At 68.1% G+C, this 19596-nt stretch carries 16 protein-coding genes; 9 read left to right on the top strand and 7 right to left on the bottom strand.

What is annotated here, in order from left to right:
* The first annotated feature begins 106 nt into the window (after positions 1-106).
* Positions 107-3529, top strand: a complete 3423-nt coding sequence (locus tag IM660_RS14765; protein WP_193496608.1) for a CBM96 family carbohydrate-binding protein — start codon at positions 107-109, stop codon at positions 3527-3529.
* 153 nt (positions 3530-3682) lie between these two features.
* Here IM660_RS14765 and IM660_RS14760 read toward each other — a convergent pair whose 3' ends face one another.
* From IM660_RS14760 to IM660_RS14750, 3 genes are all read right to left on the bottom strand, one after another.
* Positions 3683-4636, bottom strand: coding sequence for a type IV toxin-antitoxin system AbiEi family antitoxin domain-containing protein (locus IM660_RS14760; RefSeq protein ID WP_193496607.1), 954 nt, complete (start codon positions 4634-4636; stop codon positions 3683-3685).
* A 226-nt stretch (positions 4637-4862) separates the two neighbouring features.
* On the bottom strand, positions 4863-5798 hold the full coding sequence (locus tag IM660_RS14755; RefSeq protein ID WP_246464970.1) for a carbohydrate ABC transporter permease: 936 nt from the start codon (positions 5796-5798) through the stop codon (positions 4863-4865).
* Positions 5795-6832 carry an ABC transporter permease gene (locus IM660_RS14750; RefSeq protein WP_193496605.1) on the bottom strand — a complete coding sequence of 346 codons (1038 nt, stop codon included), beginning with the start codon at positions 6830-6832 and terminating at the stop codon, positions 5795-5797. Before IM660_RS14750 ends, IM660_RS14755 begins: the two co-directional genes overlap by 4 nt.
* A 247-nt stretch (positions 6833-7079) precedes the next feature.
* On the opposite strand from IM660_RS14750, the gene IM660_RS14745 reads away from it, so the two are divergent.
* The 4 genes from IM660_RS14745 to IM660_RS14730 all read left to right on the top strand — a co-directional run bounded on the left by IM660_RS14745 (position 7080) and on the right by IM660_RS14730 (position 13142).
* Positions 7080-8087 (top strand): LacI family DNA-binding transcriptional regulator, encoded by a 1008-nt coding sequence (locus IM660_RS14745; RefSeq protein WP_193496604.1) that lies wholly within the window; start codon positions 7080-7082, stop codon positions 8085-8087.
* A gap of 144 nt (positions 8088-8231) precedes the next feature.
* A complete protein-coding gene (locus IM660_RS14740; protein WP_193496603.1) occupies positions 8232-10496 on the top strand; it encodes a hypothetical protein in 2265 nt (754 codons plus the stop codon).
* A gap of 37 nt (positions 10497-10533) precedes the next feature.
* The gene (locus IM660_RS14735) at positions 10534-11847 is read left to right on the top strand and encodes a polysaccharide pyruvyl transferase family protein (protein ID WP_193496602.1); all 1314 of its coding nucleotides are present in this window, start codon (positions 10534-10536) and stop codon (positions 11845-11847) included.
* Between the two features lie 176 nt (positions 11848-12023).
* Positions 12024-13142 (top strand): AI-2E family transporter, encoded by a 1119-nt coding sequence (locus IM660_RS14730; protein ID WP_193496601.1) that lies wholly within the window; start codon positions 12024-12026, stop codon positions 13140-13142.
* Between the two features lie 119 nt (positions 13143-13261).
* On the opposite strand, the gene greA is transcribed toward IM660_RS14730, so the two are convergent.
* Both greA and IM660_RS14720 read right to left on the bottom strand, forming a co-directional pair.
* Positions 13262-13741: a transcription elongation factor GreA gene (greA, locus tag IM660_RS14725; protein WP_193496600.1), complete on the bottom strand. Its 480-nt coding sequence runs from the start codon at positions 13739-13741 to the stop codon at positions 13262-13264.
* 202 nt (positions 13742-13943) lie between these two features.
* Positions 13944-14417: a DUF4307 domain-containing protein gene (locus IM660_RS14720; protein ID WP_193496599.1), complete on the bottom strand. Its 474-nt coding sequence runs from the start codon at positions 14415-14417 to the stop codon at positions 13944-13946.
* Between the two features lie 114 nt (positions 14418-14531).
* Between IM660_RS14720 and mca the strand changes: the two genes are divergently transcribed.
* From mca to IM660_RS14705, 3 genes are read left to right on the top strand one after another with little or no spacing between them, the layout of a single operon-like run.
* Positions 14532-15377 carry a mycothiol conjugate amidase Mca gene (gene mca / locus IM660_RS14715; RefSeq protein ID WP_193499439.1) on the top strand — a complete coding sequence of 282 codons (846 nt, stop codon included), beginning with the start codon at positions 14532-14534 and terminating at the stop codon, positions 15375-15377.
* Positions 15374-15640: a hypothetical protein gene (locus tag IM660_RS14710; RefSeq protein ID WP_193496598.1), complete on the top strand. Its 267-nt coding sequence runs from the start codon at positions 15374-15376 to the stop codon at positions 15638-15640. The genes mca and IM660_RS14710 overlap by 4 nt, the downstream gene beginning before the upstream one ends.
* A complete protein-coding gene (locus IM660_RS14705) occupies positions 15637-16434 on the top strand; it encodes a nitrilase-related carbon-nitrogen hydrolase (RefSeq protein WP_193496597.1) in 798 nt (265 codons plus the stop codon). Before IM660_RS14710 ends, IM660_RS14705 begins: the two co-directional genes overlap by 4 nt.
* A gap of 74 nt (positions 16435-16508) precedes the next feature.
* Here the strand turns inward: IM660_RS14705 and IM660_RS14700 are convergent, their stop codons facing one another.
* Both IM660_RS14700 and trhA read right to left on the bottom strand, forming a co-directional pair.
* On the bottom strand, positions 16509-17468 hold the full coding sequence (locus IM660_RS14700) for a PPK2 family polyphosphate kinase (RefSeq protein WP_193496596.1): 960 nt from the start codon (positions 17466-17468) through the stop codon (positions 16509-16511).
* Positions 17469-17617: 149 nt separating this feature from the next.
* Positions 17618-18301, bottom strand: coding sequence for a PAQR family membrane homeostasis protein TrhA (gene trhA, locus IM660_RS14695; protein ID WP_193496595.1), 684 nt, complete (start codon positions 18299-18301; stop codon positions 17618-17620).
* Positions 18302-18477: 176 nt separating this feature from the next.
* Between trhA and IM660_RS14690 the strand changes: the two genes are divergently transcribed.
* The gene (locus IM660_RS14690) at positions 18478-19239 is read left to right on the top strand and encodes an isoprenyl transferase (protein ID WP_193496594.1); all 762 of its coding nucleotides are present in this window, start codon (positions 18478-18480) and stop codon (positions 19237-19239) included.
* Positions 19240-19596 lie beyond the last annotated feature (357 nt).

The raw sequence follows: 19596 nt of genomic DNA, 5'->3' as shown, positions 1-19596 counted from the left end.
AACCATCGAATCCCCTTTCGCCGCCGAATCCCCCGCGCCCCTCCCCACCGCGGTTCGGCGGAGAAAGGGGATTCGATGCGCGTGCTCCCAGACAGAGAGGTCTGACATGACACACGACACGCTTACCATCGGCCGCCGCGGCTTCATCGCGGGAGCCTCCGCGGTCGCCGCCTTCGGTCAGGCAGTCGCCGCCGCCGCACAGGCTGCTGGCGGCCCGCGGCCGGGCCCGGCGCCACGCACCGTCGGCAGCATCTCCTTGACCGGGGATCTGCACCCGGCCCACCCCCGTCTGCTGCTCCACCAGGCAGATATCGCCCCGCTGCAGAGTCTGGTCACGACTGACCCCATCGCCCAGGACTGGTGCAGCCGCCTACGCGCCGATGCGGACCAGATCTGCACCGAGGCGGTGAGTGTCCACGAGCAGCAAGACGGCCGTTCCCTGCTGCCCGTGGCCCGGACGGTACTCGACCGGGTCCGCACCCTCGGCCTTCTCTTCCTCATCGACGAGGATGCCTCCTACGCGCAGCGGATGTGGGAAGAGCTCGAAGCCGCCGCGGGATTCCCCGGCTGGGAACCCGGCAACTTTCTAGCCACGGCCGAGCTGCTGCACGCCTTCGCCATCGGGTACGACTGGGGCTACGACTACTACACCGCCCCCCAGCGTACGATGCTGCGTACGGCGATGGTCACGCTCGGGTTCGACGAGGCCGAGACCCAGTACGCCACGCCGGGTGCCTGGCACGAGTCCCTCTCCAACTGGAACTTGGTCTGCAACTCGGGCATCGGCATGGCCTGCCTGGCCATCGGCGACGAGGTGGTCCCGCAGTGCCAAGCGCTACTGGAGGAGACCCTTGCGTCCCTCCCGAACGGACTGGCCGCCATCGACGCCGACGGCGGCTACCTCGAGGGTGTCATGTACTGGGAGTACGCCATCCGCAGCCTGACACCGTACTTGGCCGGTCTGGTGACCGCCGTCGGTAGCGACGAAGGTCTGTCCAGTTCACCCGGGCTGTCGGAGACCGGCTACTTCCCGCTCTATCTCACCGGGCCAACTGGTCTTGGGTTCAACTTCTACGACGCCGTGGACGACGCGCGCTCCCCACACGCCATGCACTGGCTCGCCGAGCGCTACTCCGAGGATGTCTTCGCCTGGTGGGGAGAGGAGGGGGCGCGGGAGAACCTCAGCGCCTACCACCTGCTCTGGTACCAGCCCGGTGCCGCGCAGTCCCCGACGACGCTCGGTCTGGCTCGCGAGCGGGACTTCGGCGGGCTCGTGGCGACCACGCGCAGTGCCTGGCAGGATCCGGCAGCCGTGTTCACCGCCGTCAAGGGCGGCACCCCGGACGCCGGGCACCGTGACCTGGACATGGGCGCCTTCGTGCTCGATGCGCTCGGGCGGCGGTGGGCGCTCGAGCTGGGCGCGGAGGCCTATGACGTCGGCAGGTACTGGGAGGACGGCCCCGGTGGCGCCCGCTGGAACTACTACCGCAAGCGTACGGAGGGCCAGAACACGGTGGTGTTCGGTTCCGGGCCGGCGGAGGAGCAGGTGGTTTCCGCCACGGGCAGCGTGACCCGCGTGGAGGCGGCGCCCACGGAAGCACTCCTGGTGGCCGACCTCTCCGCCGCCGCGACGGACCGGGGCGTGACGTCCTGGCTGCGCGGTATCCGGCTGCTGAGCGGCCGCCGTCAGGTGCTCGTGCAGGATGAGTACACCGCGAGCAGTGCCACCGAAGCCTGGTGGTACCTGCACACGCGAGCCAGGGTGGACGTGGCGCCGGACGGGCAGAGCGCCGTGCTCAGCCACCTCGGCCAAGGGCGGGTGGAGGCGCGCATCCTGAGCCCTTCCTCCGGTGCCCGGTTCTGGGTGATGGACGCCCGGCCCGCGTGGGACTCGCCCGATCCGTGGAACCAGGACCGCAACCTCGGCACCATCAAGCTCGGCGTGGAGGTCGACGCCGCCACCTCCGGCACTCTGGCGGTGCTGCTCACCCCGTTGCGCGACTGGGAGAGTGCTCCGGCCGCTCCAGTCGTCACCCCCATCTCGCAGTGGGCGGTCGAGCCCGACCCGCCGGCGGCGCTGGCCACGCTCACCGTGGACGGCGTCAGCGTCGGAGGCTTCGATCCCGAGGTGTACACCTACGAGGTGGAGATTCCCGACGGCGTCACCACAGTCCCGCAGGTGAGCGCCACCGGGGCTACCGGTCACACCCAGGTGAGCCTCACGTCTGCCTCGGCGCTGCCCGGAACGGCCGTGGTGGAAGCCTCGCGCCCCGGCTCGGCGACCACCCGCTATCACGTGCGGCTCGCGCACCCGCCCCAGGTTCCCGTGCTCGGGAGCATCATCGGCACCAACCCTGCCGAGTTCGCCATCGACGGCTGGGACGCGACGTTCTGGTCTGCGAAGGGCGACGGGCAGTGGCTGCGACTCGACCTGGGCTCGGACCAGAGCGTGGACGGCGTCTCGATCGCCTGGTCGCGCGGGGACGAGCGGGTCTTCACCTTCGAGGTGGAGGTCTCTTCGGACGCGCAGACCTGGACGAACGTGCTCGCCGCGCAGAGCTCGGGCACCACGCTGGCACTGGAAGACCACACCTTCACGCCGACCACCGCGCGCTACGTGCGCATCGTCGGGTTCGGGAACAGCTCCAACGACTGGATGAGCGTGACCGAGGCGCGAGTGCTCACGTCGAGCGGTGCCTGGCCGGATTCCACTGCGATCACCACACGGCTGGCGGCGGTCGAAGTGACGGCGGACCTCGCCGAGATCGAGCTGACCGGGTCGGCGCAGGTGTCGGTCTCGGGCAGGATGACGGACGGCGCTGCGGCCGACCTCTCCGGAGCCACCGTGACTTATCACAGCACCGACACCGCAGTGCTGACCGTGGACGCCAACGGGCAGGTGACGCCTGTGGCTCCTGGAACGGCGTTCGTCGCGGCGGTGGTGCGTACGACAGATCGCTGGCAGGTGTGGGCGAGGGACGCCGTCACCGTGCTCGATCCGAACCCACCCGTGGTAGCGGAAACCGACGGGGACACGACCGTCCGTGGCGGGGCTTACAGCTCCGCGAACTACGGTGGCATCGCCTCGATGATCGTGATGGCCTCGACCGCTGCCGATGATGTGCGGGAGGCCATGCTCCGCTTCCCGCTCACAGACGTCACCGCCGCCGCGGCGTCAGCCACGGTGCGGATCTACGGCAAGGTCGATGACCCGGGCGGCAGCCAGATCGACCTCGATATGCACGAGATCCCGGCCACCTGGGACGAAGCGACCGTGACCTGGGCAAGTAGACCGGCTCTCGGATCGCTGCTCGGGACCGCGACGGTGACCTCGTCCTACGGATGGATCGAGGTGGACGTGACCGCGGCGGTCAATGATGCGCTGACCGCCGGCACGAGTGCGTTCGCGGTGGTCGTCCGGCAGGACCCGGCGATCGGTGATGGGCTGCGCGTAAGCCTGCGGAGCAAGGAGTCGATGCCGGAGGAGGAAGAGGTCGAGCGCCCCGAGCTGGTCGTCCAGCAGGTCTGATCGCCCCCGCACCTTTCCCTCTCGCCGGCCCTCTTCCCGGCCGCTCCCTGCCACCGAATCCCCTTTCCGCCATCGAACCAGGTTGCCGCCCTCCGCAGCGTGGTTCGATGGCGGGAAGGGGATTCCGCGCGCTCAGTGCTGTTGTCACGGGCGCTACCGGAGTTGGCGAGGCAGGCGCGGGCGGGGAACTCCCGCTCGCTCGAGTTTCGCCTCCAGCGGGGTCCGTAGCCATGCCTCCCGCCAGTTCCACCGCACCAGACCATGCAGCTGCGCTCGCAGCTCGTCCTCGCGGTGCTTCTCCTCGAGCACCGTGGCCCCGGCATCGGAGCCCGGCATCAGGTACTTCGTGTCACCGTCGGCCTCGCCACCGATACCGGCTTCCTCCCAGTAGAAGTCCAGATACGCCGAGCCGGTCGACACGCTGAAGCGGACCTGGTGGCGTGGGGCCGCGAAGCCCAGCTCGTCGATGGTGAGGTCGCTGAGCGTCTCCAGCGGGGACTCCGCGTTGTCCCGGACTCGGTCGAGCACCGCCTGCACGCGGCGGTGGCTGCGGTAGGGGAGGAGCCGCTCGTGCTCGGCCCATAGTCGGGCCGGTGTGGTCAGGCCGTCGTCGCCCTGGCGGGTCAGGCATGCGGCGTTCGCCGCCACGAGTGCGCTCACGAGCGGAGCGTGGCGGGCGAGCTGGATCAGCGTGAACTCTACGTCAGTGAGCTCGAGGCCACACGTCGTCGTCACAGGGGCGTCGGATCGTCGGGCTACGCTCACCAGACCACGCCGCCGCTTGCCGTGCGCGGTCCGTGACAGCACGTAGATGTCCTGCGGCCAGCGCCCCACGATCGGTAGCCCGAGCAGCGCGACCGCAGACCAGCTCGTGAACACGGGCGAGTGCAGCCGTCGCGCGGCGGCCAGCACGAGCCGGAGGTAGTCGGCGGCGCGCTGCTGGCCGGCCGAACCCCGGGCCGTGGCGCTGCGTGGGACGTAGACGCCTCGCGACACCCGCTCCACTCGCCCGTCCCGGTGTGCGCGCAGCAGCGGCTTCTCCAACCCGAGCTCTGCGGCGGCAGCGTAGGTGATGAGGTCCTTGCCGAGGTTCCAGGCGTGTGTCATCGCTTGAGCAGAGCACTGATGGCGCTGCTCCCACTGGCGTGCGCGCTCGGGTTGTGGACGTGGGTGCATCATGGTGAGCCCTGTGGACGGCGGTGCGGACACGCCGAATCCCCTTCCCGCCACGGAACCACTCACCGGAGGGTGGAGAGGGGATTCGACGGCGGAAAGGGGATTCGACAGGGAGGAGCCTCGGGAGGCGGGGCGGTGTGAGGGCCCGCGCCGGGCCTCAGCCCTTGACGGCACCGATCACCACGCCCTGGGCGAAGTGCTTCTGCAGGAAGGGGTAGACGAGGCAGATCGGTACCAGCGAGACCACGAGGATCGCCATCTGGAGCGAGAGCTGCGGCGGCACCATCTCGCCGGAGACGTCGGCCTGAACGGCAGTGCCGTCCACGACGTAGGTTCTCAGTACCAGCTGCAGCGGCCATTTCTCCGTCGAATTGATGTAGAGCACCGCGTTGAAGAACGCGTTCCAGTACGTCACCGCGTTGAACAGCGCGATCACCGCGACGACAGCCTTCGACAGCGGCAGCATGATGGTGGTGAGGATCCGCAGCTCACCGGCACCGTCGATGCGAGCGGCGTCGATGATCTCGCCCGGTACCTCGAGGAAGAAGCCGCGCATCAGGATGATCTGGAACGCGTTCGTGAGCGTGGGCAGGATCAGCGCCCAGTAGGAGTCGATCAGCCCGAGTTCCTTGATGAGCAGGTAGTTCGGGATCATGCCGGCGTTGAAGAGCATGGTGAACAGCACCAGCAGCAGGATCTTGCTGCTGCCGAAGGTTCCAGGCCGGGAGAGCGAGTACGCCAGTAGCGCCACGACGGTCACGGACAGGCCTGATCCCACCAGGGTCACGAAGATCGAGACCAAGGTGGCTCGCGTGACCACACCGCCGCGGAAGATTGCCTCGTAGGCGGCGAGCGTCGGCTCCTTGGGCCACATCACGTAGCCACCTTCGGCCAGCACCTGCGACGGATCGGCCAGGGAGGTGGCGATCACCGACCAGAACGGTACGACCACCAGGGCGCAGCAGGCGAGCAGAATGACGCCCTTGAACCCGCGCACCAGGGGGTTCGGTGGTTTCGCGCCGTTGATCAGCCGCAGCTGTCCCGCACGGTCACTCGGCCCACGAGAGGGGCGTTTCGTTGTTGCGTCGGTCACCACTTGGAGTACACCCCTCTTTCACCGAACAGGTGCGCGATCTTGTTCGCGCCGAGCACGAGCAGTGCGCCCACGAGACCCTTGACCAGCCCGACGGCGGCCGAGGCGCCCCAGTTCCCGCCGATGACGCCGTAGTTGTAGACGTAGGTGTCGAGCACTTCTGAGGCTTCACGACCCACAGGCGCCTGTTGCAGGTAGATCTGCTCGAAGCCGACCGTGAGCACGTCGCCGAGCTTGAGGATGAGCAGCAGGATGATCACGCCGCGGATCGCCGGGAGGGTGACGTGCCACAGCTGTCGCATCCGACCGCCGCCGTCGATGGCCACAGCCTCGTAGAGCTCGATACTCACCCGGGAGATCGCCGCGAGGAAGATGATCGTTCCCCAGCCGGCGTCCTTCCAGATCACCTGTGACGTGATGAGCGTGATGAAGAGCTCCGGTTCGCCGATGAGGTTGATCTCGAAGATGTTGTGCTCGCGGGCCCAGGTGTTGTAGAGCCCGGCATCGCCCAGCATGTGCTGGAAGATCGCGACCACGATCACCCAGGACATGAAGTGCGGCAGGTACAGGATGGATTGCACGGTCCGCTTGATCTTCTCGCTCAGCAGCGAGTTGAGGAGCAGTGCGAGCGCGATCGGGATGGGGAAGACCAGCACGATCTGCACGAAGGAGATCACCAGCGTGTTGATCAGGGCGTTGATGAATGCCGGGTCGCCAGTGAAGATGATGTCGAAGTTCTCCAGGCCCACCCACGGCGATTCCCAGATGCTCAGGTAGGGCTGGTAGTCCTTGAACGCGATGATGTTGCCGATCAGCGGGACGTACTGGAACAGCAGCACCAGGAAGACTCCGGGAACGGCGAGCAGGAGCAGGAACTTGTCCCGTTTGAGCCGTGCCCACCAGTTCGTCTTCCGGTTCGGTGCGGGGGAGCGGCTCGTGTTCGTCGCGCCTCCTGACGGCGGTGCGTCGTCGGGCGATCCGCTCACCTCGGGCCGGGGCGAGCGTGCACCTCGACCTCCGGTGGTTACTGCCATGCCGCGCTCCTTTCGACCCTTCCTTGGGCCGTACCTGATCGTGGGCGGAAGATCCGTCTGATGTAACGATGCATCTATTGCTGTTCCGGGACGTTAGTCCGCAATGGTGCGCTCGTCAAGGCCGACCGACCCTCGGGTCGCCTGGACCGGTGGTTGAATGTCGCTCGCGTCGTCGCGAGATTGAAGGTTGCATCGTGCCCTCACCTGCGGAGATGACGAAACCGGCCGGGTGTTAGCATCCCCTCTCATGACCACCTTGCGCGATGTGGCCGAGCGGGCCGGTGTCTCCGTCTCGGTGGTCTCTGCGGTGCTGAACGGCAGCAAACATGTGCGCACCAGCACCGCCGTCCGTGAGCGGGTGCTGCGGATCGTGGACGAGATGCAGTACGTGCCCAATCATGCGGCACGGTCATTGCGGTTGGCCAAGTCCGGTCTGGTCGCGGGTGTGATTCCACAGCTCGGGATCCCGGTGTACGCCGAGATGCTCCGCGGTATTCAGGACGCCGCCGAGGCGACTGGGTATGTGCTCATCCTGACCGAGGCGAATCGGATCCTGCCTGAGTCGAACCTGCTGCGAAAGCTCGTCGGGGAGGGGCGGGTGGACGGACTGCTGCTCCGATCTCCGCACACGTTCGAGGTGGACATGAAGAGCGCGAAGCGCCAGTACTCGGTGGTCCAGCTCGACCACGGGACGACTGCCGCGGACCGCGGCGGCGTGCAGCTCAACCACCGTCGAGGTGCTCGTGTGGCGACGGACTATCTGATTGGCCTGGGTCACGAACGGATCGCCTTCGTCGGCGGCACCACCGGCTACTTCGCCGACGACGAGCGCCGTGTCGGGTTCCGGGAGGCGCTGGCCAACGCCGGCCACGATGTGCGCGAGGAGTGGATCTGTCCTGTCGGTTTCGCGCCGAAGGATGGCTACGAAGCGGCGCTGTCGCTCCTCGGGGGTGCGCAGCGCCCGACGGCCATGCTCGTGTCCAACTCCACGACCGCCACCGGTGTGCTCGGCGCCGCTGCCGATGCGGGCATCCGCGTGCCCGAAGAGCTGTCCGTGATCGGCTACCACGATATCGAGGCGGCTGACTTCACCCGGCCGGCGCTGACCACGCTGAAGATGCCCTTCTACGAGCTCGGTTATGCCGGGCAGTCCGCCCTGGCCGCGATGATCGATGGCGGCGCGCGGGTGGACGAGGTGGTCGATGACCCGGCGCCCCGCGTGATTGTGCGTGGATCGACCGCCGCGTCGCCCTGACGTTCGCACCTTGACGCGCGCGCTCTGATGCGCGCTGCGGCGCCCCTGCCGGTCACCTGCCGCTTGACAGGCTGCCGTCACATGATGCAACGTTCCATCTCACAGGAGCAAAGACGCACCTACGCACAGAAGGAGCACTGCACGATGACTGAGACGAGCCCGCACCACACGCTGCCGCCCCTGACCCGCCGGACCATGCTCGGGGTGGGTGCGCTCAGCGCAACGGCGATCCTCTCCGGACCGATCGCGGCCGGCCCTGCTCATGCCACCTCGGCGGGAACGGTGCTGCCACTGGTGGCGCCCCTTCCCGCGGGCCTGCCGGACCGCTCACTCTTTGCGCCCGAGGAGCAGGTCTTCGCCGGCTATCTGATGATCCTCGCGCCGCTTGCGAACAGTGTGGTCGACGACGATCCGGCCACGTACGGGTGGATGGAAGACGGCTGGTGGCGCACGCCGAATGTCGAGAACAACTCCCGCATCATGGAGCATGTCGCGACCCTGGCCTGGTTCCTGACCAACGACCGCTCCTGGAACCCGTACTACCTCGATGCGAATCTGGCCGGACGCTTGGATGCCGCGATCGGCTACTACCTCGGTCTGCAGGGGGCGAACGGCGCCTTCCCGGTCGACTACCAGGCCAACAGCCTGGCGGCCACCGGGTTCGGTGCCGTGGCTCTGGCCAGTGCCTATGCTGACCTCGATCGCGAAGGCGTGCTGACCGCGCGGTTGCCCGAGATCGAGTCTGCGCTGCGCGCCGCGTGCGCCTACCTGCTCGACACCACGACCTTCCACTGGCAACTGCCGATCCGGTACACCAACCAGATCGCGGCGGCCCTGGCAGGAGTGGGGCACACGGCTGCGGTTCTCGGTGACACTGCTATCGCCGCTGACCTGGACGACCGGATCGAGCTACTCGCCGACGAAGGCCGAGCGCCCGCCGGGTACTTCCATGATCCGGTCGGCTTCGACCTGGCCTACAACGCCACCGTGATGCTGCCTGACCTCGCTGATCTGTACCTCATCACCGGCAACCCGACGCTGGTACAGATGGTCGAGGACTGGATGGACTTCGCCCAGTACGTCCTCCTCCGAGAGCCCGGTACCACTGCGTTCGCTACCCTCTCCGCCGCTTCTGCCCGTAATTTCGGGGTCTCACGGGACGACACTCCAGAGGACGCCGATGATCGATCCGCACTCTCGCGCGTGTTCGTGCCGGAGGTGCCCATGCTCGCGGCCCTGCACGTCAGTTCGGGTAAGAAGCATCAGAAGCGCACCCAGTGGGCATCCAACCCCGATCCGGTGGCCCCGCTCGCCAAGGGAAAGACGTCGCCACGGCTGTGGATGCACGTCCCCGAGGCGCCGGAGAACGTCTCCGGCACGTCCCGGCTCGCCCAGATCGCCGCCATGCGCCCACTCGCCGAGAGCACCTTCACCGAGCATCGGGCAGGCACGCTCGACCAGGACCTGCTCTTTGTGCGCCGTCCCGGCTACTACACGGCTGCTGTCGAAGGCGAGATCGAGGGGCGTGCACGGACCGGCACCGGCCTCTATTGGCATCCTGAGGCAGGAACGATCGTCTGCTCCTTGAACGGATACTTCGACTCCTGGTGGACCACCGTCATCCCGGGAGCAGGGCCTCAGGGGGCGGATCTGGACAGCGCTCTGACGGACTCCACCGTCACCTACTATGCCGGCCCTGATGCCAGCGGCGCACCGCTGACGGCAGGCGACCTGTCCGCCGTCACGGGCACCTTCACCGCACGGTCCGTCAGCGCCGACGGCATGGTCAGTACCGACGTCGTCCACCACCAGAACGGCATCGAGCGGAGCGTGACCGCGAGCAGTGCTGCTCAAGAACGCATTCCGTTGCTGCTGTTGGCCGAGGATGAGGTCGAGCTCTCCGACGGCACTCACTGGAGTGCTGGTCAGGCCACGATCTCCACCACCGCCACCTGGATGGCGGTGACCCGCGGCACGCACCGCTTCCTGTTCTCCTGGGGAACGTCGTTGCCGGTGCGGTTGGAGTCGACCTCGAAGTGGTACTTCCCCGCGGGCACCCACAACGTCACCCGGTGCTGGATCGATCATCCCGGCACGATCACGCTGGAGCTGACCACCGTCGACATGACGACCGTCTCCGGTGACGTTGCTGTGGCCACGACCGGCACCGTCGTCGACGATCCGAGCGGGCGGTACGTGGACGTGCACGCCGTGAACCTCGAGCCGACTGCCGTGGATCTGCGCATCGCCGGTCCTGGCGGCACGCAGCACCAGCTACTCGCCCCGGGCGAGAGCGTGCGCCGTCGGGTGCGTACCGAAGATCCAGATGCCGGAGCTGTCGTACTCGCCCGGCTGCACAGCAGCAGGGGCGTGCGCGTCTCGACCACGCACGTGCCCACCTCGTCCTGACGTCCGCCCCAACGACCCGAATCCTGGAGAACCTTCCGTGACCACCACCGCTGCCCCTGCCCGCCGAATCCTGCTGCGTTCATCCTGGGCGACCGTGAACATCGGTGACGTTGCGCACTCGCCAGGGGCGGCGGCGGTGCTGCACGAGGCTGACCCGGAGGCGAGGATCACGCTGTGGGCGATGCGCCTGAACGATCGTGAACGTGCGATGTTCGCCGAGCGTCAGCCCTGGTTGGAGATCGTCGAGGGACGGTTCGATGAGCACGACGTGGCCAGTACGCCTGAGCTCGCCCGGGCGTGGGAGGAGGCAGATCTGCTCGTGCACGGCTCCGGCAGCGGATTAGTGGCGGGCCGGGACATGTACCGGTGGCAGCGCACCGGGCGCCCCTACGGAGTCTTCGGCATCACCTATGACCCGTTCGGCCTGCTCACCCCGAGCACCTTGGCGCAGGCGCGTGCGCAGATCGAGGCGCTGCCCGGCGACTACATGTACGAGCGGGACCGTGAACTGTTCGCCGGTGCGGCGTTCCTGTACTGCCGCGATTCCCTCAGTCGTGACTACCTTGCCGGTCAGGGCACGGGCGCACCATGCCTGGAGTGGGGGCCCGACGCGACGTTCGCCTACGACCTGTCGGACGATGGTGCAGCGGCGGCGCTGATCGCCGAGCTCGACGTGCGCCCCGGATTCCTCGTCGCGGTACCGCGCTCGCGGTATGCGCCCTACCACCGCATCTACAATCGCGTGCCCGAGCAGCTGGATCACTATAAGGTCGCCGTCAATGCTGCACATGACGAGCAGGACATGGCCGTACTGGCCTCGGCGATCACCTCCTGGGTGCGCCGCACCGGGCAGGACGTGCTCATCGGACCCGAGATGAGCTATGCGGTGCAGCTCGCCGCGGAACACTTCCCGCGGATCCTTCCCAGTGACGTGGCGCCACGGGTGCGGGTGCTGGCCGAGTACTGGGACCTCCCGACGGCGACCGCCGTGTACCGGCAGGCCGCCGCAGTGCTCTCGATGGACTGCCACTCGCCGATCCTGGCGACTGCGGTTGGCACCCCCTCGTTGTACCTGCGTCAGCCCACGGAGACGATCAAGGGCGTGATGTTCGGCGATCTCGGCGCGCCTGAACGGGTGGTGGAGATCGAAGCCCACGACGCCGCCGAACGTCTCGCCGACGGGCTGGCTGAACTGGTCGCCGACGGTGGCCGGCCGGCTCGGGAGCTGACTGCCCGGATGCGCGAACAGGCGCAATCCCGCCTGGTGCAGATGGCTCATCGAGCTGTCTCGGCGGCGGGCCGGCCGGGGGTGGTCGAGCGGCCCGTCCCGACCGCCCTTGGGCGCGTCTGACCCCCCGCCAGGGGAGCGCCATGGCGAGAGTGCCGGATCGGCACGCGGGTTGCCCGTGCGACCCGTAGTGCGCGAGGTACCCTGACGGCATCGCCGAGGAGGGGATAGCAGCGCACATGTCGCACACTCACGAGCCTCAGCCCCAGGCCCATCCGGACGCTGACCCGACGTCCCCCGTGACTCGCCCAATCCGGGCAGCTGCGGCGTGGTCCTGGCGATTCGTCATCATCGTTCTCGCGATCGCGGTGGCTGTCATCGCCCTGGCGCAGATCAAGACGGTCGTCGTCCCGGTGCTGGTGGCCGTCCTCGTCTCCTCACTGCTCTCGCCTCTGGTCAACTGGCTCGATCGACGCGGGATCCCGCGCACGCTTGCGACGGTCGGCACCCTCCTGGCGACGATCCTCGTGCTCGGTGGCCTGCTGACTCTGGCGGGTGCCTCGATCGCTTCCGGCATCCGGGACCTCGCGGACACTGCCTGGGAGGGGATCCAGGAGTTCTTGGGATGGCTGAACACCGGTCCGTTGCAGCTGTCCACCGAGGAACTGGACAGCTACATCGCACAGATCCAGGGCCAGCTCGAGGCGAACGCTCAGCAGATCTTCAGCGGTGCGCTCTCGGTGGGCACCTCGGTCGGGCACGTCGTGGCCGGTGCTCTGATCGCGATCTTCTGCCTCTTCTTCTTCCTCAAGGAAGGTCGCCTCGTCTGGAACTGGGTGGTGCTGTTGTTCCCGCGCTCCACGCGGGAGCGTGTCGATGGTGCGGGCCAGAGGGGCTGGGTGAGCCTCAGTGTCTACGCCCGCACTCAGCTCCTGGTCGCCTTCATCGACGGCGTCGGTATCGGGCTCGGCGCGTGGATCCTCGGTGTCCCGCTCGCGCTACCGCTCGGGGTGCTGGTGTTCGTCGGGTCATTCATCCCGATCGTCGGTGCGATCGTGACCGGATCGATCGCCGTCGCGGTGGCCATGGTCGACCAAGGGCCGTGGATCGCGCTGGCGATGCTCGGTGTGGTGCTGCTCGTGCAGCAGGCAGAGTCTCACCTGCTGCAGCCGATCCTCATGAGCCGCGCCCTCAAGCTGCATCCCGTTGCTGTGCTGCTCGGGGTGGCCACCGGCACCATCATCGGGGGAGTGGTCGGTGCGCTCTTTGCCGTTCCGGTCATCGCGGTCAGCAACACTGTCGTCAGCTTCCTCGCGGGGCGGCCCGAACCGGCACCGCTCGAACCACGGCGGCGCCGCAAGCCGCGCCGCAACGCTGAGGTCCAGGATCCCGGCACGCAGAGCGCGCCGGATAGCTGAGGTGGGTGCTGCGATGGCGCAGTTCCCGCGAGGCTGAGCTCCGCCGTCCTGGCGCTACCGGGAACGACAGTGCCCGCCCGATCTCAGCGATCGGACGGGCACCAGGGGAGTCGGGGGCGTCAGCCGGAGAAGGGCTTCGCCTTCACGATCTCCACGGCGATGGTCTTGCCGTTGGGTGCCTCGTAGGAGGCCTTCTCCCCGACCTTCTTGCCGAGGATCGCCGATCCGAGCGGGGAGCCGGAGGAGTACACGTCCAGATCGGTGTCCCCGGCTACCTCGCGGGAACCGAGCAGGAAGACCATCTCGTCGCCGGCAACCTTCGCCGTGACCACCATGCCGGGTTCGACCACGCCATCATCGGCAGGTGCCTCGCCGACCTCGGCGTTGCGCAGCAGGTCGTCGAGCTGACGGATGCGCGCCTCCTGCTTGGCCTGCTCCTCGCGAGCGGCGTGGTAGCCCCCGTTCTCCTTCAGGTCCCCCTCGTCGCGCGCGGCCTCGATGCGGTCTGCGATCTCGGCCCGGCCGACACTGATGAGGTGGTCGTACTCCGCCTGAAGACGTTCGAATGCGTCCTTGGTCAGCCATGTGGTCTCGGACACGGTTCCTCCTTCAATCTGCGTTGGCCGGTGCTCGACCGCATCACACCGCGATGTGGGTGTGCGGGAGTTCCGGCCCCCGGGCTGGCTAGCCTATGTGCGGCCGCACCGGGGCGGCGGGAAACAGTAATGATAGCGCGTTCGGGCCAGAACGTGCGATTCCGGGCGCGGTGAGTCGCTGCTGGGTGTGAACCGTCGAAGCGGCTCAGTCGAGGAGCCGGCACTCCCGCACGATGCCTGTGGTCGCCAGCTCGGTGGTCGCGATCTCCGCGCTCATCCTGGTCGTGTGTTCGGTGCTGGCCGGTACCGGAACTTCGAGGAGTCCCACCTGCCCGAATCCGGTGTGCAGGGCCTCCAGCGTGCACTGGGCCTCGCGGCCGACCGGGCGGGAGACGTCGAAGGTCACCCGGACCGTCTGGGCGTCGACGACCTCGAATCCGACGTCCTGTGAGGTGACAGTCGGTTCGAAGAACTGGACCGACACCATGGCCAACGCGGCCAGGCCCAGGACTGCGCAGATCGCGGCTAGCACCCAGGTCCAGCGACGCCGGCGTGCGGCATCGCCCGGACGCTGCCCGTATCGCTGGGCCATCAGGTCCGCCGTGTCGGCCGCGGCAGATCGGTCGCGGTCGTGACCAGGGCGCGCATCGGCTTCGGGCCGGGGCGGTGCTGGCGGCACGCGTTCGTCCTTAGACTAGAGGTCATCACGTCTCGCCGTCGCGGCGAGATGTGACCATTGTCCATCATCTCTCCCCCGGAGGATCCAGCTGTGTCTGGCGAGAACTTGCGGCTGATGGCCGTCCACGCTCATCCGGACGACGAGTCGAGCAAGGGCGCCGCCACGATGGCTCGCTATGCCCACGAGGGCGTCGAGGTGCTCGTGGTCACCTGCACCGGTGGCGAGCGGGGCGACATCCTCAACCCCCGCCTGCAGGACGACCCCGAGGTGCAGCGGGACATGACCGGCTACCGGCGCCGGGAGATGGCCGCAGCCGCGCAGGCGCTGGGCGTCCGCCAGCTATGGCTCGGGTTCGTCGACTCCGGGCTGCCGGAGGGCGATCCGTTGCCCCCACTCCCGGAGGATGCCTTCGCGCTGGTGCCGGTGGACGAAGCGGCCGAGGCGCTCGTGCGCGTGGTGCGCGAGTTCCGCCCGCACGTGATGACCACGTACAACGAGAACGGCGGCTACCCGCATCCGGACCACATCATGACCCACAGGGTGTCGATGGCAGCCTTCGACGCTGCCGCCGACCCGGAGAGGTTCCCGCAGGCGGGCCAGCCGTGGGAGGTCTCCAAGCTGTACTACGACCACGGTTTCTCGCGGGCGAGGATTCACGCGGTGCACGAGGCCATGGTCGAGCAGGGCCTGGAGTCGCCGTTCGCCGAGTGGATGGATCGCTGGGACCGCGACGATCGTGCTGAGAAGGTCACCACCCGTATCCACTGCGCCGACTATTTCGATCGCCGTGACCGTGCGTTGCTCGCGCACGCCACCCAGATCGATCCGGACGGGTTCTTCTTCGCCGTCCCCCGTGATCTGGAGCGGGAGGTGTGGCCGATCGAAGAGTACGAGCTGGTGCACTCGCGGGTGCCGACCTCCACGCCCGAGGACGACCTCTTCGCGGGGTTGCGCCCATGACCGGCGTACCGCTGGCCGAGGGGGTCGATCCCACCCTGGTGAGCCCCGGCGTCGGGGCCTTCTGGGCGCTGCTCGCCCTCGCCCTCGTGATCATCCTGATCGCCCGCTCGTTCACCGTGCACATGCGGCGGATCCAGGCGCGTGCCGCCGAGCAGGCCGAAGCCGACCGGCAGGCGCAGGAAGATCCCCAAGAAGGAGAGGAGCCCATCGACGGCGCCCCCTCCTCCCCGGATGAGCCTCCCCGGGAGGGTGGAACCCCATGAGGGTTGCCGTCGTGCAGCTGAGCGCCGATGACGATCGCGGCCAGAACACCCGGGCGGCGCTCGCGCGGGTGCGGGCGGCGGCCGAGGCCGGGGCGCGCTTGATCGTGCTGCCCGAGTACACCTCCGGATGGTCTCGGCGCCTGAGGGCAGATCTCGGCGAGGACCCCGGAGGAGAGTTCCACGAGGCGATCTCGCAGGTGGCGGCCGAGCGGCACGTGACGGTGATCGTCGGCGCGTTGGAACCTTCGTCGCAGGAGGGGCGGTGTGTGAACGTCACCCTCGTGTACGGCCCCGACGGCGCAGTGTCCGGCCGGTACGAGAAGGTGCACCTTTTCGATGCGTTTGGCGTGAGGGAGTCCGAGGTGCTCGACCCTGGCGCTCCCGGCCAGGCTGCCGTGGTCGAGGTCGATGGCATGAGCGTCGGAATCGCCACCTGCTACGACCTGCGGTTCCCCGAGTCCTTCCGACTGCTCGCCGACGCCGGAGCGCAGGTGTTCGCCGTCGGGGCGGCCTGGGCGGACGGCCCGGGCAAGGCGGACCAGCTGGAGGTGCTGGTGCGTGCCCGTGCGATCGAGAACACGGCCTATGTGCTCCTCGCGAGCCAGGACGGTCGTGGTCGCAGCGGCCACAGCCAGGTGGTGGACCCGGTGGGCCGCCCGATCGCCCGGGCCGGTGACGAGAGCGCGCCCGACGGCGTGATCGTCGCCGATCTCGACCCCGAACTCCTCGCCCGCGTCCGCGACCAGGTACCGAGTCTCGCACACCGCAAGTACGCAGTCGTTCCTCGCGCGTGAGCCAACGGTGCGGGCGGGTCGTGGTGTCCGCTCGCCCATGATCCGGATGCCCGGGTCGGCCTGACCAGCGGCGGCTACTTCTTCTTCGACTTCTTCTTGCCGGACTTCTTCTTGCCGGACTTCGTCGAGTCCTTCTTCTTCCCGGACTTCTCGCTGTCCTTGCCGGTGTCCTCGCCGTCAGCGCGGATGGTCTCGGCTAGCAGTTCGCGCTGAGCCGTGATGTCGAAATCGGCCTCGGGCCAGGTGAGGTCCATCGATTCCAGTGCCTCGAGCAGTAGTTCGGTGACCGCCAGTCGCGCATACCACTTGCGGTCGGCCGGGACGATGTGCCAGGGCGCCTCGTCGATGGAGGTGCGGTCGAACATCTCCTGGTACGCGGCCTGGTAGTCGTACCACTTGTCTCGCGTCGTCAGGTCGGCTTCGTTGTACTTCCAGTGCTTGTCCGGCCGGTCGAGCCGCTCCATCAGACGTTCGCCCTGCTCCTCGTGGGAGACCATGAGTGCAACCTTGATGACGATCGTGTCGGACTCGACCGTCTTGCGGTCGAAGCGCACCAGCTCCTCGTACCGCTTGTCCTGCAGCTCCAGCGGTTCGAGCTCCTCCACCTTCACCACGAGCACCTGCTCGTAGTGCGAGCGATCGAAGACGCCGATCTGACCCGGGCGGGGCAGGGCGCGGCGCACCCGCCACAGATGGTGGTGCTTCTGCTCCTCCGCGGTGGGCACACCGAAGGAGGCCAGATCCACGCCCTGCGGGTCGACCATGCCGATCGCGTGCCGGACGATGCCGCCCTTGCCGGCCGTGTCCAGGCCCTGCAGTACGAGCAGCACCGACCGGGTACCGCCGCCTCGACCTTCTGCGAACAGCCGCTCCTGCAGCTCGGACAAGCGCTCACCGCGCTCGGCGAGTGCTTCTTCGGCGGCCTTCTTCCCGTGCTCCCAGCCCGGGGTACTCCGGCGGTCGAAAGTTCGCAGGTCGAAGCCCTCATCCACGCGGAGAAGGTCACCGACGGGTGCGTCGAAGTCGTGAGCCATGGCGGTCCTCTCGTTCGCGAATGGCCCCACCCTAGCGGCCCGCGGATCTGCGGGCCGCGGGTGCCCACCCTGTGACGCACCTGACACGGATGCGTGGAGGCGTGCACCATGATGCGCGGCTCCACGCATCCGTGTCGATGCGGGCAGAGTCAGAGCGCGAATACGGCCAACGCGATGGCCGCCGCGTGGCAGCCGTACCCCACCACCGTGCCGGCGTGGAAGATCTCGTGGAAGCCGAACCACTCGGGGTTCGGGTTGGGGCGCTTGAGACCGTAGGCGAGAGCTCCGAGGGTGTAGCCGAGGCCGCCTGCGATCACCAGGCTGGCGATCGCGGGACTGCCTCCGGTCCAGAACTGCGGCAGGAACCAGATCGCCACCCAGCCGAGGGCGATGTAGACGGGCACGTAGAACCAGCGCGGGGCGTTCATCCAGAACACGCGGGCGAGGAGCCCGGCCAGCGCACCGGCCCAGACCACGATCAGCAGGATGCGCGCCGTGGCCTCCGGCAGCAACAGTGCTGCCAGCGGCGTATACGTGCCCGCGATCACCAAGAAGATGTTCGAGTGATCCATCCGCCGCAGGACGGCGTGCACCGCCGGCGACCACGTGCCCCGGTGGTAGACGGCGCTCGTGCCGAACAGCACCACCGTGGTCAGGGCGAAGACGGCGGTGGTGAGGGCCGCCGTCGTGGTCTCGGAGCCGATCACCAGGACGAGGCCGACGATCAAGGCGACGGGCGTCATGACCGCGTGGATCCACCCCCGCAGGCGAGGTTTGCTGACCGCTGTCTCCTGGGCAGGGGCCTCGGCCGGAGCCGTGCGGTGAGGTGCCATGGGTGCTCCTGGTGTGAGGGGTCGCCTCCGGACCGGATGCGCTTCCTACGCCATCGTAGGTTACGTAAGCGTAGGTATGCGAGCGATCCTGTGAAGGTACGGTGTGGACGCACACGTGAGAGTTGGCCGGTGCGGATGGACCCGCCATGCTGTGACGCGAAGGAGGTCACCACACGATGCGTCCACCCGCATTTCTGTACGGGCTGTACGAGCGGCGGCTCACGCGCTCCCTCGACGGCGCCCGGTTGCCGCACCACGTCGGTGTGATGCTCGACGGCAACCGCCGGTGGGCACGCTCGGCCGGACTCGAGCCGGCGCAGGGCCACCAGGCCGGGGCGGACCGGATCGCCGACCTGCTCCGGTGGTGCGAGGACGTCGAGATCCCGGTCGTCACGCTGTGGATGCTCTCCACCAAGAACCTGCACCGCGACACTCGTGAGGTCACCGATCTGCTCGAGATCATCGCGAGCACGGTGGCGGGGCTCGCGGCCGCGCGCAGGTGGCGCCTGCAGCTCGTCGGAGAGCTGGATCTGCTGCCCGAGGAGATCGCGCAGCGGTTGCGGGCGGCCGAGTCGCTGACCAGCGATGTGGCCGGGCTGCATGTCAACATCGCCGTCGGCTATGGCGGGCGGGACGAGATCGCGGGGGCCGTGCGCTCCTTGATCACCGAGTTGCAGGACTCCGGTCGCGGGTTGGACGACCTGGACGAGGTGATCACTCCGGAGGCGATCGCGGGGCATCTCTACACCAAGGGTCAGCCGGATCCGGATCTGGTGATCCGCACCTCCGGCGAGCAACGCCTCGGTGGCTTCCTGCTGTGGCAGAGCGAGCAGAGCGAGTTCTACTTCTGCGAGGCGTTCTGGCCGGACTTCCGACGGGTCGACTTCCTGCGTGCGCTGCGTGCCTATGCCGGCCGGGAGCGGCGGATGGGCCGGTGAGCCCTCCTCGTCACTCCAGCGAACGCTGACGTGCTCGGCGTTCGCGGCGCCAGACGTCGAACAACTCAGCGGTCGTGGCAGGTGGGGAGGGGCGGGATGAGTGCGCGGTAACGGGCACGTGAACTCTTGCCCCGGATGTACCAACGCGGCGCGCCGATCGACGAAACCGCTCGAACGCCGTCGTAGGTTGGGGCTACCGGACGACATCCCGGTCGTTCGCCGGAAGGCCAGCCCATGACGCAGACGAGTCCGCAGGTGGAGCCACCGGCCGCCCGCGCTCATGTGGCGCCTCCCGCTCTCACCCCGATCCTGTCCTGGTCGCGTGAGCGGCAGGGCAGGCCCTGCTGGAGGAGCTAG

Source organism: Ruania alkalisoli (assembly GCF_014960965.1).
Lineage (GTDB): Bacteria > Actinomycetota > Actinomycetes > Actinomycetales > Beutenbergiaceae > Ruania > Ruania alkalisoli.
The sequence above is the reverse complement of the archived record's forward strand: the minus strand, read 5'-3'. Positions and strand labels throughout refer to the sequence as shown.

Bases quoted from the DNA above. Each gene is read 5' to 3' on its own strand.
- IM660_RS14765 (WP_193496608.1), top strand. From the start codon at position 107: ATGACACACGACACGCTTACCATCGGCCGCCGCGGCTTCATCGCGGGA.
- IM660_RS14760 (WP_193496607.1), bottom strand. From the start codon at position 4,636: ATGACACACGCCTGGAACCTCGGCAAGGACCTCATCACCTACGCTGCC.
- IM660_RS14750 (WP_193496605.1), bottom strand. From the start codon at position 6,832: ATGGCAGTAACCACCGGAGGTCGAGGTGCACGCTCGCCCCGGCCCGAG.
- IM660_RS14745 (WP_193496604.1), top strand. From the start codon at position 7,080: ATGACCACCTTGCGCGATGTGGCCGAGCGGGCCGGTGTCTCCGTCTCG.
- IM660_RS14740 (WP_193496603.1), top strand. From the start codon at position 8,232: ATGACTGAGACGAGCCCGCACCACACGCTGCCGCCCCTGACCCGCCGG.
- mca (WP_193499439.1), top strand. From the start codon at position 14,532: ATGGCCGTCCACGCTCATCCGGACGACGAGTCGAGCAAGGGCGCCGCC.
- IM660_RS14710 (WP_193496598.1), top strand. From the start codon at position 15,374: ATGACCGGCGTACCGCTGGCCGAGGGGGTCGATCCCACCCTGGTGAGC.
- IM660_RS14705 (WP_193496597.1), top strand. From the start codon at position 15,637: ATGAGGGTTGCCGTCGTGCAGCTGAGCGCCGATGACGATCGCGGCCAG.
- IM660_RS14700 (WP_193496596.1), bottom strand. From the start codon at position 17,468: ATGGCTCACGACTTCGACGCACCCGTCGGTGACCTTCTCCGCGTGGAT.
- trhA (WP_193496595.1), bottom strand. From the start codon at position 18,301: ATGGCACCTCACCGCACGGCTCCGGCCGAGGCCCCTGCCCAGGAGACA.
- IM660_RS14690 (WP_193496594.1), top strand. From the start codon at position 18,478: ATGCGTCCACCCGCATTTCTGTACGGGCTGTACGAGCGGCGGCTCACG.